Source organism: Streptomyces sp. NPDC001492, assembly GCF_053597275.1.
Genome location: NZ_JBSFHW010000003.1, coordinates 194,873 through 211,728, shown reverse-complemented (window position 1 = coordinate 211,728; position 16,856 = coordinate 194,873). Strand labels below are relative to the sequence as shown.

Genomic DNA, 16,856 nt, shown 5'->3' with positions numbered 1-16,856 from the left:
GACAGGGCCTTCAGGCTCTCAGGGCTGCAGACGTGCCGCCGGCCCCGGCGCTACCGTGACCTCCCTCGGGGAGAGCTCCGTGTGCTCCTCGGGGCACTCGACGACGACCCGCACCGGGGCGCCGCAGTCGCGGTGCCGGATCTCCAGGACCGGGCCCTCGGGATCCCCGACGTAGGCCTCGCCCCACTGCCGCAGCGCCACGATGACCGGCCACAGATCGCGGCCCTTGGCGGTCAGGCGGTACTCGTACCGGGTCCGGCTGCCCTGCTCCTGGTAGGGGACCGTCCGCAGGATCCCAGCCGCGACCAGCTTGCGCAGCCGGTCGGAGAGGACCGCCTCCGACAGCCCCACATGGCGGCGGAAGTCGTCGAAGCGGCGCACGCTGTTGAAGGCGTCGCGCAGGAGCAGCAGCGACCACTTCTCACCGATCAGGTTGAGGCTGCGCTGGACCGGACAGTTCTCGGTGCTCATCTCGAGCCACTTCATACCGCCATCGTAGACACCTGGCTTCGACATTGACAGTCAGCGAAGCGCAGGGCTAACTTCGAGAAACATAGTCAGTGGGTCAGGGAGGAACCGCAGCCGCATGGAACGCTCTCGTACGTACGACTGGGACGACCCCGCGATCTCGGCGGGCGCCGTCGGACAGGGCTCCGGCCTGCACTTCCTCCGCGAGATCCTCGCCGGCCGGCTGCCCGCGCCGCCGATCGCCGCCACCCTGGGCATGTCGATCGAAGAGGTCGACCACGGCCACGCCGTGTTCTCCCTGGAGCCCGGCGAGGAGCACTACAACCCCATCGGGAGCGTCCACGGCGGCATCTACGCCACCATGCTCGACTCGGCGGCCGGCTGCGCCGTCCAGTCGACCCTGCCGCCGGGCGTGGGCTACACCTCGCTCGACCTGACCGTGAAGTTCCTGCGCCCGATCACCGCCGACACGGGCAAGGTCCGCGCCGTCGGCAGCGTCCTGAACAGCGGCCGGCGCACCGCACTCGCCGAGGCGCGGCTCTTCGACTCGGCGGACCGCCTGCTCGCACACGCCACCAGCAGCTGCATGCTCTTCCCGGTACCGGGGGCCTGAGGCCCAACTGCCGTACTGCTCAGTCTGGTTGCTGCCGGTCGTCGGTGCCGGCCAGCTGGCTGCGGTCGCCATCGGCACGGCGGCGCTGATCGCGCTGGGTGGCCACCACTCGACCCGGCCGGCATCTCCACCCAGGACGAGGAGCTCGTCGCCGCCTGGCCCCCGTCGAGGCGGTCGCCGGCTCGCGAACCACCTCCGTGCGATGACCACGGACGCTGAGACCCACACCTACGCCCACGCCCGCAGCAAGGCCACCTCCTGCATCCCGAGCCCGAGGGCCTGGTTGCCCCTACCATCGAATCCGCTGCCATGGCCCGCGTCCCGCTCGCGGGCATGAACCGGATCCGGGGAGGGGCTGTGATCGCCGTCGTAGGTGCCGGGCTGATGGGTGCGGCCACCGCCTGGCAGCTGGCCCGGCGCGGCCACGAGGTCACGCTGATCGAGGCGTACGACATCGGCCACCGGCACGGCAGCTCGCACGGCAGCTCGCGGATCATCCGGCGGGCGTACGCCGACCCCTTCTACGTACAGCTGACCGGGCAGGCGTACGAGCAGTGGCGGGAACTGGAGCACGACACCTCAACTCCCTTGCTGCGCACGACCGGTGGCCTCGACATGGGGGAGGAGCGCGACACGAAGGGGATCGCCGAGCTCCTGTCCGCGGCCGGAGTGCCCCATGAGCTCCTCGGCCCGGGGGAAGCCGCCGAGCGCTGGCCGTACATCCGCATCACGGGCCCGGTGCTCCACCACCCGGAGGCGGGCGTCGTCGACGCCGACCAGACCGTCGCGGCCTGCGTCCGGCGGGCGATCGAGCACGGCGCGGAAGCGATCATCGGCAGCCGTGTCACGGGCATCGACGTCCAGGGCGGCGACCGGGTCCTGCTGCGCGCCGACGACGGACGCGAGACTCTCGCGGACACCGTGGTGATCGCCGCCGGCGCCTGGCTGCCCGAGCTCGAACTGCCCGTGGCGTTGCCGCCGTTGGAGGTCACCCAGCAGCAGGTCTTCCACTTCCCGCAGCGGGATCCGGCCGTACAGTGGCCGACCCTGATCTGGGACGGGGAACTGCACCTCTTCGGTCTGCCGTCGGGCAGCGACGGCGGTCCGCTGCCCACGGTCAAGGTCGCCGAACACGACCGCGGCACGCCCGCCACCGCCCGCACCCGCAGCGGTGTCGTCGATGCCTCGTCGCGGGCGCGGGTCAGCGGTTTCGTCCGCGACCGTCTCCCGGGCCTCGACCCCGAACCGGTCGCCGAAGCCACCTGCCTCTACACCACCACCGCCGACGAGGACTTCGTCCTCGACCGTCACGGCCCCTTCGTCATCGTCTCCCCGTGCTCCGGACACGGCGCGAAGTTCACCCCGCTCATCGGCGCGATGGCCGCCGACCTCGCGACCGGTCACGCCGAGCCGCACCCCCGCTTCCGGCTGGGGCGCACGGCATGAGACGCGCCGGTGACCGGGCCGGGCCAACCTCGCCCCGGTTGGCGCGCGGTCTCGACGTGCAGGTCACCGCGCTGTTGCGCGGCATGGACGACGAACGTTGCGGAGTGCGCCGGCCCGGCGCAGTCGCCGGGGTTCGCTCACTGAGCAGGATGCGAGGTTGTCAGGGCGGCCCACTAGGCTCCCGCGCATGAGCGACGAGGGCAGAGACACCCCCGCGAGACGGGTTGTCGACGGACGGTTCGAGCTGGTGGCACGGCTCGGTGGCGGCGGCATGGGCATGGTCTGGCGGGCCACCGACCTGATGCTGCACCGCAGTGTGGCCATCAAGGAGGTACGGCCGTCCGACCCCGGCCTCGCCGAGTACGACCCGGAGGCCGCACGGCTGCTGCGGGAGCGCGTGCTGCGGGAGGCCCGTGCCCTGGCCCGGGTGGACCATCCCAACGTGGTGACGATCCATCACATCGTCGACGGCGGCCCCGGGACCTACCCGTGGATCGTCATGGAACTCGTGACCGGCGGCTCCCTCGCCGACCGCCTCGCCCGCGGCCCGATGAATCCGGTCGAGGCGGCAGGCATCGGCCTCGACGTGCTGGTCGCGCTGCGGGCCGCCCACGAGGCCGGCATCGAACACCGCGACGTGAAACCGGCCAACGTCCTGCTGCGCCCCGACGGCCGCCCGGTGCTCACCGACTTCGGCATCGCCGCCATCCGCGACGCCACCGCCCTCACCGCCACCGGCTCGGTCATCGGCACCCCCGACTACATGGCACCCGAGCGGGTCTCCGGCAAGGACGGCGGCGCTGCCTCGGACCTCTGGTCGCTCGCGATGATGCTGTACGTCGCCGTCGAGGGCCACCATCCGCTGCGCCGGGACACGACCCTTGCGACCCTCGCCGCGGTCCTCACCGAGGACATACCGCCGCCGGTCAAGGCCGGCCCCCTGACGGACCTCCTCGCCCGCGTCCTCGTCCGTGATCCCCAGGCCCGCCCCGACGCCCGGCAAATGGAACGGATGCTGGCCGACGCGGCCCGGCAGGCTCAGCCCGAGACCCCCACGTCCTTCCCCCTGCAACCCCCGGCCCTCCCACCGTGGGGCACCTCGCCGCAGGACGCCCCACCGCAGTACGTGCCACCGACCACCCCGGTGTCCGCCGGTCGCCGCCGCTGGACTCGGTTCGTCCTGCCCACCGCCGGAGTCGCCCTCGCCGGCGTACTCGTGTGGACCCTGCTGCCCGAGTGGGGCACGCACGGGTCCGGGGCCTCGGGCTCCCGCACCACGGGCTCCGGCAGCACGACATCGCCCTCGGCCGGCTCCACCGCCTCCCCCACGGCCGAGGAACAGACCGCCACGACCAACCTGCTGACCCCGCAGGGCATCCGCACCGCGATCGCGGCCATCGAGAAGGAGACCGGCCGGGACCGCTTCGGCGACCTGACGGTCTACCCGCAGTACGTCTTGGCCGACGTGATGGTGAAGGGCAGCAACACCGCGTACGACTCGTACACCTACCGCCCAGGCCAAGGCGTACAGAAGGACATCATCAAGGGCACACTGAACGGCGAAGAGACACCCGTCCGCCTGCACGGCTTCGACTGGGACAAGGTCCCCGCACTCCTGGCCCAGGCCAAGAAGAAACTCAAGGTGCCCAAGGCGAACACCCGATACCTGGTGCTGGACCCCCCGGGCAACGCCTTCGGCTTTCCCGTCGGGATGAGGATCTACCTCAGCAACGAGTACGGCCAGACCGGCTATCTGGTGGCGGACACGAAGGGCAAGATCAACACAGTGATGCCGGCCGACAGCTGAACGGGAAGTCCCCCCTCCGCCCCCCACCCATTGCGGCCCCGTCCGAGACGTCCGAGTCTGGGAACCATGCCGGGCTGGGCGGAGGAGGCGGCGATGGCGGAGGACAGCGGCACGGTGGGCGCCGAGCGGCAGCGGCTGGCGGAGGCCGACGCGTCCCGGGCGGCCTGGCGCCGCTGGGGCCCCTACCTCGCCGAGCGCCAGTGGGGGACCGTCCGGGAGGACTACAGCCCCGACGGCGAGGCCTGGTCGTACTTCACCCATGACCAGGCGCGCTCCCGCGCCTACCGCTGGGGTGAGGACGGCATCGCCGGCATCAGCGACGACAAGCAGCGGCTGTGCTTCGCGCCGGCCCTGTGGAACGGCCGCGACCCGATCCTCAAGGAACGGATGTTCGGCCTGACCAACTCCGAGGGCAACCACGGCGAGGACGTCAAGGAGTACTACTTCCACCTCGACAGCACGCCCACCCACTCGTACATGAAGTACTTGTACAAGTACCCGCAGGGCGAGTTCCCCTACGCCGACCTCGTCGACACCAACAAGGCGCGCGGCCGCCGCGACTTCGAGTACGAGCTGCTCGACACCGGCGTCTTCGACGAGGACCGCTACTTCGACGTCTTCGTCGAGTACGCCAAGGCCGGTCCGGAAGACCTGCTGATCGAGATCACCGCGCACAACCGCGGCCCCGACGAGGCCACCCTTCACCTCCTGCCGACCCTCTGGTTCCGGCACACCTGGTCCTGGGCGGGTGGCACCGCCGTACCGAGCCTCACGAAGACGGCGGACGCCATCCGCGCCGACCACGAGGAACTCGGCCCGCGATGGTTGTACTGCGACACCGACGCCCCCGCCCTGTTCACCGACAACGAGACCAACAACCGGCGCATCTTCGGCAGCCCGAACAGCACGCCCTACGTCAAGGACGGCATCGACCGCTGTGTCGTCCACGGCGAGACCGGTGCCGTCAACCCCGCACAGACCGGGACCAAGGCTGCCTTCCATCACACCCTGACCATCCCCACCGGTGACAGCGCGACCGTCCGGCTGCGACTGTCGGACGCCGCACTCGCGGATCCCTGGGCGGAGTTCGCGGCCACCATGGACATCCGCCGGACCGAGGCCGACGCCTTCTACGAGGACGTCGTCCCCGAGGGCATGGGCGAGGACGAGCGCCGACTGGTGCGCCAGGCGCTCGCCGGGATGCTGTGGAGCAAGCAGTACTACTACCTCGACGTCGAGCGCTGGCTGGCCGAGCACGGCGTCGACCCCCTTGCAGCCGACCCGAACGTCCGCAACAGCGCCTGGTACCACATGGTCAACGACGAGGTCATGTCGATGCCGGACACCTGGGAGTACCCCTGGTTCGCGGCCTGGGACCTCGCCTTCCACACCCTCGCCCTGTCCATGGTCGACATCGGCTTCGCCAAGGGGCAGCTGGAGCTCCTCCTGCGCCGCCTCTACCTCCACCCCAATGGCCAGATCCCGGCGTACGAATGGAACTTCGGCGACGTCAACCCGCCCGTGCACGCCTGGGCGGTCCTCTTCGTCTACGAACTGGAGAAGCACCGCACCGGCCACGCCGACCGCGCCTTCCTGGAGAACGCCTTCCAGAAGCTGACGAAGAACTTCACCTGGTGGCTCAACCGCAAGGACGTCGACGGCAACAACGTCTTCCAGGGCGGCTTCCTCGGCCTCGACAACATCGGCGTCTTCGACCGCAGCGCACCCCTGCCCACCGGCGGCCACATCGACCAGGCCGACGGAACGGCATGGATGGCGCTGTACTGCCAGAACCTCCTCGACATCGCCATCGAACTCGCCGTCGACAACCCGGTCTACGTCGAGCAGGCGCAGATGCTGTTCGAGCACTTCGCCTGGATCGCGGTCGCCATGAACCGCATCGGCAAGGACAACGCCAGCCTCTGGGACGAGGAGGACGGCTTCTTCTACGACGTGCTGCGGCTGCCCGACGGCACCGCCACCCGGCTGAAGGTGCGGTCCCTGGTCGGCTTGATACCGCTGGCGGCGACCAGCGTCATCGGCGGCCGCGCCGACCGTACCTTCCCCGAACTGGTCGAGGGAGCAAAGGAGTTCATCCGACGGCACCCGGCCGTCGAGGCCGTCGTCCAACAGCACGACCTGGGGACGGCCGACGAGAACGGCCGCTACCTCTTCGCCCTCTTCGGCGAGGACCGGCTGCGCCGCATCCTCGCCCGCATGCTCGACGAGGAGGAGTTCCTGGGTCCGCACGGCATCCGGTCCCTCTCCCGCTACCACGCCGAGCACCCGTACCACTTCGACGTCAACGGCCGGACCTACGGTGTCGGCTATCTGCCCGCCGAGTCCGACTCCGCCATGTTCGGCGGCAACTCCAACTGGCGCGGCCCGGTCTGGTTCCCGATGAACCTCCTTCTCATCCGCGCCCTGCTCAACCTGCACGGCTATCACGGCCCGGGCTTCACCGTGGAGTGCCCGACCGGCTCCGGACGGCAGCTGAACCTCTACGAGGTGGCTCGCGAGATCTCCGACCGGCTCACCGCCACCTTCCTGACCGGCGCGGACGGCCACCGCCCGGTCCACGGCGCACAGCCCAAGTTCGCCAAGGACCCCCACTGGAAGGACCTGATCCTCTTCTACGAGTACTTCCACGGCGACAACGGCGCGGGCCTCGGCGCCTCCCACCAGACCGGCTGGACCGGACTGGTGGCCGCCACCGCGACCCTCTTCCACGCCATCAGCGCCGACGACTGGCACCGCGGCGGCCGGGAGTCCCTGCGCCCCGTGAAGGAACGGGACGAACGGTTTGCGGGTTCGGGCGACGAGGAGCCCCTGTCATGACCGTCATCTTCGAGATCAACACCCTGGTGTGGCTGGGTGAGTTGAGTGCGCGGTACGGGCGCCGCGTCACCCTCGGCGACGTCCCGGCGGAGGTCTGGGACGAGGTCGCGCGACCCGGCATCGACACCGTCTGGCTGATGGGCGTCTGGGAGCGCAGCCCGGCGGGACTCGTGATCGCCCTGCGCGACGAGTCCCTGCTCGCGTCGTTCCGCCAGGCGCTGCCCGACCTGACCCAGGCGGACATCGCCGGATCCGCCTACTGCGTACGGAACTACGTCGTCGACGCCTCCCTCGGCGGCCCGGAAGGCCTGGCCGAGGCACGCGCCCAACTGGCCGCCCGGGGACTGCGCCTGATCCTCGACTACGTGCCCAACCACGTGGCCCCCGACCACCCCTGGCTCACCGACCACCCCGAGCGCCTCATCCAGGGCACCCGCGAGGACCTGGCCCGGTCACCCGAGGCCTTCCTCGACGTCGGCGGCCACATCTACGCCAACGGCCGCGACCCGTACTTCGCCCCCTGGCCGGACGTCGTCCAGCTCAACGCCTTCAGCGAGGACCTGCGCACGGCGGCCGTCGACACCCTCGTCTCCATCGGCGACCAGGCGGACGGCGTGCGCTGCGACATGGCGATGCTGCTGATGAACGACGTCTTCGCCAAGACCTGGGGCGACCGCGCGGGCCCGCTCCCCGCGGACGACTTCTGGCCCTACGTCGTCCCGCGCGTCAGGGCGCACCACCCCGACCTGCTCTTCGTCGCCGAGGCGTACTGGGACCTCGAATGGGCCCTCCAGCAACAGGGCTTCGACCACTGCTACGACAAGCGGCTCTACGACCGCCTCCTCCACGAGGGCGCCGGGGCGACCCGCACCCACCTCCAGGCCGACCTCACCTACCAGCGAGGCCTGGTCCGCTTCCTGGAGAACCATGACGAGCCGCGCGCCGCCGCCACCGTCCCGGGCGAGCAGGAGCGCGCCGCAGCCGTCACCATCGCCACGCTGCCCGGCGCGACGCTCTGGCACGAGGGCCAGTTCGAGGGCCGCAAGGTCCGCCCACCCGTCTTCCTCGCCCGCCGCCCACAGGAACCGTCCGACGAACAACTCCTCGCGTTCTACAGCCACTTGCTTCCTGCCGCAGCCGCCGTACGCGAAGGCGACTGGCGCCTCCTCACCACCACCGGCTGGCCGGACAACGACACCCACGGGAACCTGCTCGCCTGGAGCTGGACCGGCCCCGAGACCCGCCATGTCGTGATCGTCAACTACTCCGATGCACCCGCCCAGGGACAAGTCCTTCTGCCCTGGCCCGACCTGGCCGGCCACCCCTGCCGACTGACCGACCTGCTCACGAACCAGACCTACGACCGCGACGGCGACCAACTGCTCACCCCGGGCCTGTTCGCCGACCTTCCGGCCTGGCACTCGCACGTACTGAGCGTGACCTGACCGGCGGCCGTGGTAGACAGCGACCATGACCTACGCACGCACCGCCGGCGGTCCGCGATGACCGCCGGCATCGACACCCCGGACCGCCGCGGCCGCACCGGCCTGGACCGTACCGGACTCGACCTGACCGGCAATCCCCGTGTGAAGGTGCGGGAGGTGGAACTGCTCTCCAGCCACTGGTACGTCGAGCGTGCCACCACCTTCGACTTCCGGCACGCCGACGGCACCTGGTCCACCCAGCAGCGCGAGACGCACGACCGCGGCAACGGCGCCACCATGCTGCTCTACGACACCGAACGCGAAACCGTGCTGCTCACACGGCAGTTCCGCTTCCCGGTGTATGTGAACGGACACCCCGACGGCATGCTGGTCGAGACGCCGGGCGGACTCCTCGACGACGATGACGAGCACCCCGAACTCGCCGTCCGGCGCGAGGTGGTGGAGGAGACCGGACACACCATCGGCGAGGTCCAGCACGTCTTCGACGTCTATATGAGCCCGGGCTCGGTCACCGAACGCGTCAGCTTCTACGCCGCCGCCTACGGCCCCTCGACCCGCACCCACGAGGGCGGCGGGCTGGACGAGGAGGGCGAGGACATCGAGATCGTCGAACTGCCCTTCCGCCGGGCCCTGGAGATGATCCGCACCGGCGAGATCGCCGACGCCAAGACGATCATGCTGCTGCAGTGGGCGGCGCTCGAGGGCCCGTTCAGCAAGTAGTGCTCGCGGGGCCCTTGACTTGAAGTGCGCTTCAAGCAGAAGACTCCCGTTCGTACCCGAAACCACGGGCACGGACGGGAGGACCCGGCATGAAGTACCGCACCATCGGAACGGACCCGCACACCAGCCGCGAGGTGAGCGTGCTCGCGCTCGGCGCGATGCTGTTCGGTTCGCGCACGGACGAGGAGACGTCCTTCGCCCTGCTCGACCGGTACGTCGAGGCCGGCGGCAACTTCATCGACACCTCCGACAACTACGCGTTCTGGGTCGACGGCGGGCAGGGCGGCCAGAGCGAGGAGCTCCTCGGCCGCTGGCGGCGCAGCCGCGGCATCGGCGACGAGATCTTCATCGCGACCAAGGTCGGCGCCCGCCCGCTGGCCCCCGGCACCAGCTACATCGACAATGCGGAGGGCCTGTCGGCGAAGGTGATCCGTGAGTCCGCCGAACGCAGCCGCGAACGCCTCGGTGTCGACAAGCTGGACCTGCTCTACGCCCACATCGACGACCCGGCCGTGCCCCAGCGGGAGACGGTCGAGGGCTTCGCGGAGCTGGTCGCCGAGGGCACCGTGAGGCTGCTCGGCGTCAGCAACCAGGCCGCCTGGCGGGTGGAGCGGGCCCGCGCGATCGCCGCCGCGGCCGGACTGCCGGGCTACGAGGTCCTCCAGTACGCGCACAGCTATCTGCGCCCGCGCTCCGACGTACCCGACGACTTGTTCCCCTACGGCAGCCTCGGCCACGCGGGCCCCGACCTGCTGACGTATGTGCGGGCCGATCCCGCCCTGACCCTGGTGGCGTACTCGCCCCTCCTGAAGGGCAGCTACACCCACCCCGGCCGGCTGCCCGCGGACTACGACCACCCCGGCACCCCGGCCCGCCTCACCGTGCTGCACGAGATCGCCCGCGAGACCGGCGCAACCGCCAACCAGGTCGTGCTCGCCTGGCAGTTGGGCAGCGACCTCCCGGTCGTCCCGCTGGCCGGTGCCTCGACGCTCGCCCAGCTGGAGGAGAACCTGGCCGCGGTCGACCTGGAACTGACCGCGGAGCAGCGGGCCCGGCTGGACGCCGCGCACTGAGGCCCCTCCCCGTCACTTGGCCGGCAGACCCGCAGCGAAGGCGTACCCCTCGTCGATCCACTCGCCGAGCGTCTCTCCTCGGTCACCGCCGAGGGGTCCACGACCACCCAGCCGCGCATCGGGCGGCCGGTCATGTCGAGCGGACGGGCACCCGGCCGCGCCGGCGCGGCTTCGCCGCGAGCGGGGGACCCCCATCTCGGCGACGCCGGGATCGGCGCCCAGGTGCCGCCGGATCCGTTCGGCGAGTCCTTCGTCGTACGCCATGAGGGGCCTCAGTCCGTGCGGTGGGTGAGTCTGCGTTCGAGGTCGCGGAGGTCCTTGCGCAGGGAGAAACGGACCTGGCGGGCCAGCAGCGGCGCCGCCAGCCGGTAGAAGCCGTCGGAGCCGCCCTGGACCCGGATGCGGGCCAGGGTGCCGGCCGGGTCCGGCTCGAAGGAGTACGTCACGTGCATGGGCATCGGGCCCGCCACCGAGACCATGTCCAGCAGCCGCGGGAAGTCGTGCGCGGCCACGCGCAGCACGTAGTCGATGCGCCGACCGAGGAAGAACGCCGTCCGGGTGACCTCGGCGCCGACTCCGAAGCCGCCCCCGTCCGCCTCCCGCGTCAGCTCCGCCGTGCGAATACCCTGCGTCCACTCGGCGTCGTGGCGCCAGTCCATGGCGTACTGCGCCACCCGCTCGGGCGACAGCGGGATCACGCGTGCCACGGACACGTCGATCGTCACCTTCCCAGGATCCCCGCGCCGGGCGGCGGGCGCGCGGCGTACGGCGGCCCGATAGATATGACAGGTCTCTTACGCCGCCGCGCCAGAGCAGGACAAATCGCCGCCGTGGCGAGAGGCTGCTGCTGAGCCGAGGCTCGACCCGCCCCGGCGATCCCGTCCGAAGGAGTACGCCCATGACCGCATCGCCCGCGACCGACGACGCGTACCGCTTCGAGGACCTCACCGCCCTGTTCATCAACTGCACCCTCAAGCCCTCGCCCCAGCTCAGCCACACCCAGGGGCTGATCGACAAAAGCGCGTCGATCATGATGTCGCGCGGGGTCACCACCTCCGAGATCCGCGCCGTCGACCACGACATCGCCCCCGGCGTCTACCCCGACATGACCGAGCACGGCTTCACCACGGACGACTGGCCGGCCCTGTACGAACGGGTGATGGCCGCGGACATCCTGGTCATCGCCGGGCCGATCTGGCTCGGCGACAACAGCTCGGTCACCAAGCAGGTCATCGAGCGGCTCTACAGCTGTTCCTCGCTGCTCAACCCCGCCGGACAGTACGCCTACTACGGCAGGGTCGGCGGCTGTCTGATCACCGGCAACGAGGACGGCGTGAAGCACTGCGCGATGAACGTCCTCTACAGCCTGCAGCACCTGGGCTACACCATCCCGCCGCAGGCCGACGCCGGGTGGATCGGCGCCGCAGGGCCCGGACCGTCGTATCTGGACCCCGGATCGGGCGGCCCGGAGAACGACTTCACCAACCGCAACACCACGTTCATGACCTGGAACCTGATGCACCTGGCCGCCATGCTCAAGCGCGCCAAGGGCATCCCCGCCCACGGCAACCAGCGTTCCGAGTGGGACGCCGGCTGCCGCTTCGACGCGGAGAACCCCGAGCATCGCTGAAGCCTTGCTCAGTGGGGTGGGGCGGGCTCCCTCACCGTGCTCGTGCCCCGCTCCAACTCGGCAGCCAGGTACGGTGGTTCGCCTCCGCACACGGAGGTGGGCTCGCGGTGGAGGAGGAGGAAGCCCGCTGTCATCGCCCGGCCCTCCGGTAGCGCGTGAGGACGGTGGGGCCCGTCTGCTGCACCGACTCGCACGCGAGGTGGACGGGCGGGGTGTCCGTGGGGAAGAGGCGGTCGCCGGTGCCGACGATCGTGGGGAAGGTGATCAGGCGGTATTCGTCGATCAGGTCCTCGGCCATCAGGGCGCGGACGACGCTCAGGCTGCCGGTGACGACCACGTCGCGCTCCTCGCGCTTGACCGCGTCCACCAGGTCGCCCGTGAGGATCTGAGAGTTCGCCCAGGCGGAGACGTCGGTGAGGGTGCGGGTGGCGACGAGTTTCCGCGCGGCGTTCATGCGCGCGGAGAACGGGTCGTCGCGCCCCGGCCACAGCTGCGAGAACAGCTCCCAGGTGGTGCGGCCCAGCAGCAGGACCCCCTCGTCCAGGACGGCCCCCAGCCGGAACTTGTCCCCGGCCACCGCCTCGGGGCCGTGCCGGAACATCCAGCCGCCGCCGGGGGTGCCCGCGCGGCCGTCCGGGTCGGAGACGATGCCGTCCAGAGTGGTGAATGCGATGACGATGACGCTCATGGCGAGGTCCTCTCGGATGTCTCGATCGGTGGTCACCGGTATGTACCGGCGCCACCGACCGGACTCATCGCCCGCGCGCGAAGTCGTCCGCGGAAATCTCCCCGGGCAGGTCGAACGCTTCGAAGACGCGCGGGTCCGCGAACACCACGTTCCTCGCGACCCGGCCGCCGGCCACCGTGAACACCTGCAGCGTGTGCATCCGGTGCCCGCCGTCCCGGGCGGGCGCGTAGGCGGCGAGTGCGGGCTGTCCGCCCGCGGTGAGCTGCCGTGTGAGCCACCGCGTCCCGCGCATCTCGAAGACCCGCTCCATGAACAGGCCGTAGTCCCTGCGACCCCGGTACCACAGCGGCACCGGCGGCATCTCCAGGACGGCCGCGTCGGTCAGCAGCCGCACCAGGGCGGGCACGTCGGCCGCCTCGAAGGCGCGTGCGTACTGCTGCACCACCTCCCGCGCCCCGGCGTCGTCCGGCTCCTGCACCTCGCCGGGATCGCGCGCCTCGGCGACCGCGGCCCGGGCCCGCTGGAGCGAGCTGTTGACGGCGGCGACCGTCGTCCCGAGCTGTTCCGCGACCTCCGCGGCACTGAACTCCAGCACCTCCCGCAGCACCAGCACCGCCCGCTGCCGGGCCGGCAGCAACTGCATCGCCGCCACCAGCGCCAGCCGCAGATCGGCCCGGCTCTCCACGTCGTAGCGGGCGTCGGGGAACGGCTGGAGCCACGGGATGTCGAAGGCCGGCGTGAGCGGCGCCCCAGGGTCCTCGCTCGGCGCGCCGAGCCCGGACGGCAACGGCCGCCGCGCCCTGCCCTCCAGCGCGGTCAGGCAGACATTCGTCGCGATCCGGTACAGCCAGGTCCGCACCGCCGCGCGCGAGGCGTCGTACCGCTCCCGGGCCTTCCAGGCGCGCAGCATGGTCTCCTGCACCAGATCCTCGGCCTCGTGGAACGAGCCCACCATCCGATAGCAGTACGCCACCAACTCGCCCCGGTACGGCTCAAGGTCCATGGAGGTCATCATGCCTTCGGCCCGGCGGGAAGAGGGCGTCCTTTTCCGGCAGGGGCCGGGACTCACAAGAGCGCCGCCCCGCCCGCGGACCCCGGCCGGCCGACCGGCCGGTTCACCGGCGGAGCCGGGGTGTGAGTGCCGTGCGGACGGCCTTGGCCACCTTGCTCGCGGCGGATCCGTCGTCTTCTTCGGGTTGCGGTTCCAGCGTGCGCCGGATCTGCTCCAGGAGTTGGTTGGCCGACCGCCACAGCGGGACGAACAGGCCTGCGACCGGTCCGACGCCCCGGATCGGACCGCCGGAGAGCTCGGTCACCTTCTTGGCCGCCGTGACCGTTGCCGGGTCCCGCAGGATCAGCTGCACCTCGTCGTCGACCAGCCGGATCTCCATCTTGCGCGCGGCGGCCTCCTCCGGGTTCGCGTCCGTGGTCGTCTCCGGGTCCAGTTCGTCGATCTTTGCGGCCACGGTGTCCGGGTCGACGCCGAGTTCGCGCAGCACCCTGGCCGCCATGCTGTTCTCCGCCCGCAGCAGCGCCTCCAGCAGGTGATGGCTGCCGACGGGTGCGCCACCGGCCAGCGCGCCGGCGGTGGACAGGGTGTCCTCGGTGGCAGGTGTGCCGGCCGGCCACGGTCCGCCCGCAGCGTCCGGCGCTCCCTCCACGGTGGCCAGCACCGCGGTACGGATCCTGCTGACCGGACTGATCCGCTCGGCGAGCACCTTCGCGCCCAGGCCCTCACCCTCCCTGACCAGGGCGAGCAGGATGTGTTCCGTACCGATGTCGTTGTGGTGCAGTTGCTGTGCCTCGCGCAGGGCGAGTTCCAGCACCTTCTTGGCGCGCGCCGCGAACGGGATGTGGCCGCCCAGCTCCTTCGTGCCGGGCTTGGCGGCCGCGGCGATGTCGGCCTGCGCGGTCTCCTTGTCGTACCCGAGCTGGTGCAGGACCTGCGCCGCCGTGCCGTCCGGCACCTCGAGCAGCCCCAACAGGAGGTGCTCCGTGCCGATGTGGCTGTGCTTGAGCAGCCGCGCCTGCTCCTGGGCCGCGACGACCACCCTGCGTGCTTTCCCTGTGAACCTCTCGAAAGTCATGTCTCCATGGTCTCAACCCTGTCAATACACTGGTATTGATAGGGTCACTGTGTCGAAGGGAGGGTGTGATGGAGACACCGTCGGACTGGGAGGACCGGCTCGCGCGCTGGCAGAGCGAGCTGGAGCTGTTCGAGCAGCTGGAGGAGAACCCCTGGGTCACGCTGGCCAGGGCGGAAGCCGAGACCGGTGTGTCCCGCTCCGCCCTGCGGTCCTGGTACCGGGGCGGCGAGATCCAGTCCCGGCTGGTGGACGGCCCGAACGGGCCGCAGCGCCTGGTCCGGCTGGACGCGGTGATCGAGCGCGCCGCCGCGTCCCCGCGCATTCAGCGCCGGGCGGAGCGGGAAGTCAGCCTGGAGGCCCAGGTCACCCTGCTACGGCACCGGGTCGACCAGCTCGAACTGCGGCTGGCCGCGCTGGAGCGGAAGTGACGGCCTGCTGAGCCGTCGGCGAATGACGGTGGAGGATGGTGATGTGGCGGATTTCGGCGGCGGCGCAGTGGTGGTGGTCGAGGCGCCCGGGCACCCGGACGGGTCGACCGCGCTGCACCTGCCCGGCCCACCGCCTCGCCGGGCGGGAGGCCGACACGGCGATCTTCGGCCACGGCGACCCCGTCGTCCACGGCGCGACGACTGCTCCGCACGAAGCGGCCGCGGCAACCATGTGACGCCCCGAGCACCCTGACGACGAGCCGAAGGAGAGCGGTCCATGAGTGCACTTCCCACCGAACGGTCCCTGCGCACCACCCCCGAAGGCCTCCTGTGGGAGCCCAGCGAGCGCTGGGTGCGTGGCCGCAAGGGTGACGTCACCGTCGTCGACAGCCGGCACCCCGTCCTCGTCTGGGAGCCCTCGCTGCCCGTACCGCAGTACGCCTTCCCGCGCGCGGACGTACGCGAGGACCTGCTGCGGCCCGCGAAAAACCCGCGGACGGGCGCCCACACCGGATCCAGGATCTTCTACGACCTCGAAGCCGACGGCGAGCTGCTGGAGAACGCCGCCTGGACCTTCCCGGCCGCCGACCTCGCCGGGTACATCGCCTTCGAGTGGTTCCGGCGCAGCGGCAGGGGCCTCGACCACTGGTACGAGGAGGAGGAAGAGATCTTCATCCACCCCCGTGACCCGCACAAGCGGGTGGACGCCATCCCGAGCAGCCGGCATGTCCAGGTCTCGGTCGGCGGCACGTTCGTCGCCGACACCCACCGGCCGGTGCTGCTCTTCGAGACCGGTCTGCCGACCCGCTACTACGTTCCGCGCGAGGACGTCCGCCTCGACCTTCTCGAGCCCACCGAGCACCACACCGGCTGCCCCTACAAGGGCACGGCGCGGTACTGGTCGCTGCGCGGCCAGGCCGACGTGCCGCCGAACGTCGTCTGGAGCTACCCGGAGCCGCTGCCCGCCGTGGGCACGATCAAGGGGCTCCTCGCGTTCTACAACGAGGTGGCCGACATCATCGTGGACGGGGAGCGCGTGGAGCGCCCCGTCACACCCTTCAGCGCGATGCTCAGACAGAGCAGCCGACGTGGGCGAGGGCCTGCCTGAGCAGCACCCCGTGCCCGCCGGGCATCTCGCTCTGGACCGCTTCGGACACGGCATCCTGCGGGCTGAACCACACCAGGTCCAGAGCGTCCTGCCGGGGCCGGCAGTCGCCGGTGACCGGGACGACGTAGGCCAGGGACACCGCGTGCTGGCGCGGGTCGTGGTACGGCGTGATGCCCTGCGTCGGGAAGTACTCCGCGACCGTGAACGGCTGAAGGGAGGCCGGGATCCGGGGCAGCGCCACCGGGCCGAGGTCCTTCTCCAGGTGGCGCAGCAGGGCGTCGCGGACCCGCTCGTGGTGCAGGACGCGACCGGAGACCAGGGTCCGGCTGACCGTCCCGTCCGGGCCGATGCGCAGCAGCAGGCCGACGCTGGTGACTTCGCCGCTGTCATCGACGCGTACGGGCACGGCCTCGACGTACAGGATCGGCATACGGGCGCGTGCCAGCTCGAGGTCGTCGGGGCTGAGCCAGCCCGGCGTGGTTTCGGTCATGTCAGACATTGCTTG

General features: G+C 70.9%; 18 protein-coding genes. 11 read left to right on the top strand and 7 right to left on the bottom strand.

Annotated elements, in window-relative coordinates:
• Positions 1–18 precede the first annotated feature (18 nt).
• Entirely contained in the window at positions 19–486 is a 468-nt protein-coding gene (locus ACWC1K_RS05100) for a winged helix-turn-helix transcriptional regulator (RefSeq protein WP_450828873.1), read from the bottom strand.
• A gap of 100 nt (positions 487–586) precedes the next feature.
• Here ACWC1K_RS05100 and ACWC1K_RS05095 point away from each other — a divergent pair, with 100 nt between their 5' ends.
• From ACWC1K_RS05095 to ACWC1K_RS05065, 7 genes are all read left to right on the top strand, one after another.
• Positions 587–1,081: a PaaI family thioesterase gene (locus ACWC1K_RS05095; protein WP_450828872.1), complete on the top strand. Its 495-nt coding sequence runs from the start codon at positions 587–589 to the stop codon at positions 1,079–1,081.
• Positions 1,082–1,390: 309 nt separating this feature from the next.
• Positions 1,391–2,527, top strand: a complete 1,137-nt coding sequence (locus ACWC1K_RS05090; RefSeq protein WP_450828871.1) for an FAD-dependent oxidoreductase — start codon at positions 1,391–1,393, stop codon at positions 2,525–2,527.
• Between the two features lie 187 nt (positions 2,528–2,714).
• Positions 2,715–4,334 (top strand): serine/threonine-protein kinase, encoded by a 1,620-nt coding sequence (locus ACWC1K_RS05085; RefSeq protein ID WP_450828870.1) that lies wholly within the window; start codon positions 2,715–2,717, stop codon positions 4,332–4,334.
• Between the two features lie 66 nt (positions 4,335–4,400).
• On the top strand, positions 4,401–7,172 hold the full coding sequence (locus ACWC1K_RS05080) for an MGH1-like glycoside hydrolase domain-containing protein (protein ID WP_450828869.1): 2,772 nt from the start codon (positions 4,401–4,403) through the stop codon (positions 7,170–7,172).
• Entirely contained in the window at positions 7,169–8,617 is a 1,449-nt protein-coding gene (locus ACWC1K_RS05075; RefSeq protein ID WP_450828868.1) for an alpha-amylase, read from the top strand. Before ACWC1K_RS05080 ends, ACWC1K_RS05075 begins: the two co-directional genes overlap by 4 nt.
• A gap of 57 nt (positions 8,618–8,674) precedes the next feature.
• Positions 8,675–9,337, top strand: coding sequence for an NUDIX domain-containing protein (locus ACWC1K_RS05070; protein WP_450828867.1), 663 nt, complete (start codon positions 8,675–8,677; stop codon positions 9,335–9,337).
• Positions 9,338–9,426: 89 nt separating this feature from the next.
• Positions 9,427–10,410: an aldo/keto reductase gene (locus ACWC1K_RS05065; RefSeq protein WP_450828866.1), complete on the top strand. Its 984-nt coding sequence runs from the start codon at positions 9,427–9,429 to the stop codon at positions 10,408–10,410.
• A gap of 12 nt (positions 10,411–10,422) precedes the next feature.
• Here ACWC1K_RS05065 and ACWC1K_RS05060 read toward each other — a convergent pair whose 3' ends face one another.
• Together ACWC1K_RS05060 and ACWC1K_RS05055 are read right to left on the bottom strand one after the other, a co-directional pair.
• Positions 10,423–10,674: a hypothetical protein gene (locus tag ACWC1K_RS05060; protein ID WP_450828865.1), complete on the bottom strand. Its 252-nt coding sequence runs from the start codon at positions 10,672–10,674 to the stop codon at positions 10,423–10,425.
• Between the two features lie 8 nt (positions 10,675–10,682).
• Positions 10,683–11,135: an SRPBCC family protein gene (locus ACWC1K_RS05055; RefSeq protein ID WP_450828864.1), complete on the bottom strand. Its 453-nt coding sequence runs from the start codon at positions 11,133–11,135 to the stop codon at positions 10,683–10,685.
• A 173-nt stretch (positions 11,136–11,308) separates the two neighbouring features.
• Here ACWC1K_RS05055 and ACWC1K_RS05050 point away from each other — a divergent pair, with 173 nt between their 5' ends.
• The gene (locus ACWC1K_RS05050; RefSeq protein WP_450828863.1) at positions 11,309–12,040 is read left to right on the top strand and encodes a flavodoxin family protein; all 732 of its coding nucleotides are present in this window, start codon (positions 11,309–11,311) and stop codon (positions 12,038–12,040) included.
• A 130-nt stretch (positions 12,041–12,170) separates the two neighbouring features.
• On the opposite strand, the gene ACWC1K_RS05045 is transcribed toward ACWC1K_RS05050, so the two are convergent.
• The 3 genes from ACWC1K_RS05045 to ACWC1K_RS05035 form a co-directional block, all read right to left on the bottom strand.
• Positions 12,171–12,728 carry a dihydrofolate reductase family protein gene (locus ACWC1K_RS05045; RefSeq protein WP_450828862.1) on the bottom strand — a complete coding sequence of 186 codons (558 nt, stop codon included), beginning with the start codon at positions 12,726–12,728 and terminating at the stop codon, positions 12,171–12,173.
• Positions 12,729–12,792: 64 nt separating this feature from the next.
• Entirely contained in the window at positions 12,793–13,797 is a 1,005-nt protein-coding gene (locus tag ACWC1K_RS05040; RefSeq protein ID WP_450828861.1) for an RNA polymerase subunit sigma-70, read from the bottom strand.
• Positions 13,798–13,843: 46 nt separating this feature from the next.
• Entirely contained in the window at positions 13,844–14,815 is a 972-nt protein-coding gene (locus tag ACWC1K_RS05035; RefSeq protein ID WP_450828860.1) for a Clp protease N-terminal domain-containing protein, read from the bottom strand.
• A 68-nt stretch (positions 14,816–14,883) separates the two neighbouring features.
• On the opposite strand from ACWC1K_RS05035, the gene ACWC1K_RS05030 reads away from it, so the two are divergent.
• From ACWC1K_RS05030 to ACWC1K_RS05020, 3 genes are read left to right on the top strand one after another with little or no spacing between them, the layout of a single operon-like run.
• Positions 14,884–15,243: an excisionase gene (locus ACWC1K_RS05030; protein ID WP_450828859.1), complete on the top strand. Its 360-nt coding sequence runs from the start codon at positions 14,884–14,886 to the stop codon at positions 15,241–15,243.
• A gap of 41 nt (positions 15,244–15,284) precedes the next feature.
• Entirely contained in the window at positions 15,285–15,479 is a 195-nt protein-coding gene (locus ACWC1K_RS05025) for a hypothetical protein (RefSeq protein WP_450828858.1), read from the top strand.
• Between the two features lie 41 nt (positions 15,480–15,520).
• Positions 15,521–16,351: a DUF427 domain-containing protein gene (locus ACWC1K_RS05020; protein WP_450828857.1), complete on the top strand. Its 831-nt coding sequence runs from the start codon at positions 15,521–15,523 to the stop codon at positions 16,349–16,351.
• On the opposite strand, the gene ACWC1K_RS05015 is transcribed toward ACWC1K_RS05020, so the two are convergent.
• Entirely contained in the window at positions 16,314–16,850 is a 537-nt protein-coding gene (locus ACWC1K_RS05015) for an NUDIX hydrolase family protein (protein WP_450693440.1), read from the bottom strand. The genes ACWC1K_RS05020 and ACWC1K_RS05015 overlap by 38 nt on opposite strands.
• Positions 16,851–16,856: the final 6 nt, after the last annotated feature.

What these genes read in the sequence shown, in the direction of transcription:
- ACWC1K_RS05060 (WP_450828865.1), bottom strand. Translation starts at nt 10,674, where the DNA reads ATGGCGTACGACGAAGGACTCGCCGAACGGATCCGGCGGCACCTGGGC.
- ACWC1K_RS05015 (WP_450693440.1), bottom strand. Translation starts at nt 16,850, where the DNA reads ATGTCTGACATGACCGAAACCACGCCGGGCTGGCTCAGCCCCGACGAC.
- ACWC1K_RS05085 (WP_450828870.1), top strand. Translation starts at nt 2,715, where the DNA reads ATGAGCGACGAGGGCAGAGACACCCCCGCGAGACGGGTTGTCGACGGA.
- ACWC1K_RS05070 (WP_450828867.1), top strand. Translation starts at nt 8,675, where the DNA reads ATGACCGCCGGCATCGACACCCCGGACCGCCGCGGCCGCACCGGCCTG.
- ACWC1K_RS05075 (WP_450828868.1), top strand. Translation starts at nt 7,169, where the DNA reads ATGACCGTCATCTTCGAGATCAACACCCTGGTGTGGCTGGGTGAGTTG.
- ACWC1K_RS05030 (WP_450828859.1), top strand. Translation starts at nt 14,884, where the DNA reads ATGGAGACACCGTCGGACTGGGAGGACCGGCTCGCGCGCTGGCAGAGC.
- ACWC1K_RS05095 (WP_450828872.1), top strand. Translation starts at nt 587, where the DNA reads ATGGAACGCTCTCGTACGTACGACTGGGACGACCCCGCGATCTCGGCG.
- ACWC1K_RS05050 (WP_450828863.1), top strand. Translation starts at nt 11,309, where the DNA reads ATGACCGCATCGCCCGCGACCGACGACGCGTACCGCTTCGAGGACCTC.
- ACWC1K_RS05020 (WP_450828857.1), top strand. Translation starts at nt 15,521, where the DNA reads ATGAGTGCACTTCCCACCGAACGGTCCCTGCGCACCACCCCCGAAGGC.
- ACWC1K_RS05100 (WP_450828873.1), bottom strand. Translation starts at nt 486, where the DNA reads ATGAAGTGGCTCGAGATGAGCACCGAGAACTGTCCGGTCCAGCGCAGC.
- ACWC1K_RS05090 (WP_450828871.1), top strand. Translation starts at nt 1,391, where the DNA reads ATGGCCCGCGTCCCGCTCGCGGGCATGAACCGGATCCGGGGAGGGGCT.
- ACWC1K_RS05045 (WP_450828862.1), bottom strand. Translation starts at nt 12,728, where the DNA reads ATGAGCGTCATCGTCATCGCATTCACCACTCTGGACGGCATCGTCTCC.
- ACWC1K_RS05080 (WP_450828869.1), top strand. Translation starts at nt 4,401, where the DNA reads ATGCCGGGCTGGGCGGAGGAGGCGGCGATGGCGGAGGACAGCGGCACG.
- ACWC1K_RS05035 (WP_450828860.1), bottom strand. Translation starts at nt 14,815, where the DNA reads ATGACTTTCGAGAGGTTCACAGGGAAAGCACGCAGGGTGGTCGTCGCG.
- ACWC1K_RS05025 (WP_450828858.1), top strand. Translation starts at nt 15,285, where the DNA reads ATGTGGCGGATTTCGGCGGCGGCGCAGTGGTGGTGGTCGAGGCGCCCG.
- ACWC1K_RS05065 (WP_450828866.1), top strand. Translation starts at nt 9,427, where the DNA reads ATGAAGTACCGCACCATCGGAACGGACCCGCACACCAGCCGCGAGGTG.